The sequence below is a fragment of the Thermoflexus sp. genome (genome assembly GCF_034432235.1).
Taxonomy (GTDB): Bacteria; Chloroflexota; Anaerolineae; order Thermoflexales; family Thermoflexaceae; genus Thermoflexus.
In genome coordinates this window covers 1-1,562 of record NZ_DAOUCJ010000034.1, presented here as the reverse complement: position 1 = coordinate 1,562, position 1,562 = coordinate 1, and the positions used below count along the sequence as shown (strand labels likewise).

2 protein-coding genes are annotated in these 1,562 nt (G+C 63.3%); both read right to left on the bottom strand.

What is annotated here, in order from left to right; all coding sequences use genetic code 11:
- A partial coding sequence (locus VAE54_RS04360) for a LamG domain-containing protein (protein WP_322800718.1) occupies positions 1-754 on the bottom strand: 754 nt, incomplete at its 3' end.
- Positions 755-1,243: 489 nt separating this feature from the next.
- On the bottom strand, positions 1,244-1,562 hold a 319-nt coding region (locus VAE54_RS04355), incomplete at its 5' end, for a hypothetical protein (protein ID WP_322800717.1).

Sequence of the window (1,562 nt, the reverse complement as noted above, 5' to 3'; positions counted from 1 at the left end):
CGACGGCGCGAATCGGAGCCGCCGTCGAGCCGATGGTCCAGGGAATCGAAGGATCGTAAGGGATGGTCTTGGTCAGGGCCATCGTCCCTTCAAGCGCGCCGTTGACGTAGAGCTTGAAGGTATTGCCATCGTAGGTCGCTGCGACGTGGTAGAACTGGCCGGGCGGGAACGTCGAGGTCGAAGGGATCAGGTCTGTGCTTATGCTGCCAAATCCGAAGATGAACTTCTGCTGTTGTGCGCTCCACCAAAGGGAGAGCGATACGGTCATGTATCCGGCTGGCGGCATCCATCCTTTCTGCACGATGACGCTGCCCAGGAAGTCATTGTTCGGCCCCGCGCCGTTGGGCTTGGCCCACGCGTCGATGGTGAACTGCTGATTGGCGAGCGCCGGTGAGTGTGGGATCTCAATGTAGCCACCCGTGCCAAACGTCACGCCTGGACCGACCATACCCGGGACGAAGGTGATCGCGTTGGTTGCCGATGGATTGGGGCCCACAATGCCGAGCGCGCTTCCATTCTCCGGATACCATGCGACGATGCCGGATGGCACCGGCGCACATGGCGAGGAGGTCGGTGAGGGGCTGGGGGCCGGTGTGAGCGTCTTCGTGGCCGTCGGGGTAGGGGGCATGGAGTCAGGGATAGGAGTGGGCAACGCAACCGTAGCGGGCTTAACGGTTGGGATCGACTGGCATGCTGCCAGAAGCCCCAGGAGCAAGAATCCAAATCCATAACGGAAGAAACGAACGGTGAACATTGACCCCTCCTTGAGTTGGGATTGGAAAATCATTTTCGAGCGGCCGTGGATGAGCGCTTGAGGAAGGTTCCTACGCAGGATCATGGGTGGAGGGGAAGCATCGGTTCGGCGATCCGGAGGAAGAGGGGTCGAGCCGTGCGTCCGTTTCTTCCGGCGTCAAACATCGGGACAGCGTCCCGAACCTTCGGCGCGTTCAGAGCCCGACGGACGGCGGATCCGAACATCCACCGCTATCGCCAGGAGTCTCCATAGCGTCCCCCATGGATCCAATCGAATAGAAGTTATATCGCCCATTCCGGCAAAGAAGTTACGTCTTCTCTCCGCCGGCAGGTTCCTGCCTGGTAGGATATCCCCTCCGGTTTTCGCTGGCCTGGCTGCGCCGATCCCCCGCCGCGCGCAGACCGCCGGGCGATCCGGCTTCCACCGGTGTGGCCCTGCGGTCAGGGCGCTCTACTCATGAGACGTCCGAAGCCCGGGGGATCTTACATGCTACCGGCAGCGCACCCGGAGGATGTGCCGCTCCCCCGGGCGCAGCGAGATGGCATGGGGTCCGGAGGGCAGATCGGCCCCATCCCATTCAGCCGCCGTCAAGCCTTCGATGGGGAGATCGAAGCCCATCCCATAGGCCGCCGCCCGGATCCCATCCTCCCGGCGCTGGAGGGTGAGCGTGGCCGGAGGCAGGCGGATGATCTCCGTCGCGCCCGTTTCGATCCGAACGGGCACCTCCACGTTGGGCAGGATCCGGAGCAGGCGGACGGCGGGCGAGGGACTCACCAGCGGGGGGCAATTCCGGTTCTCCACGCGCACT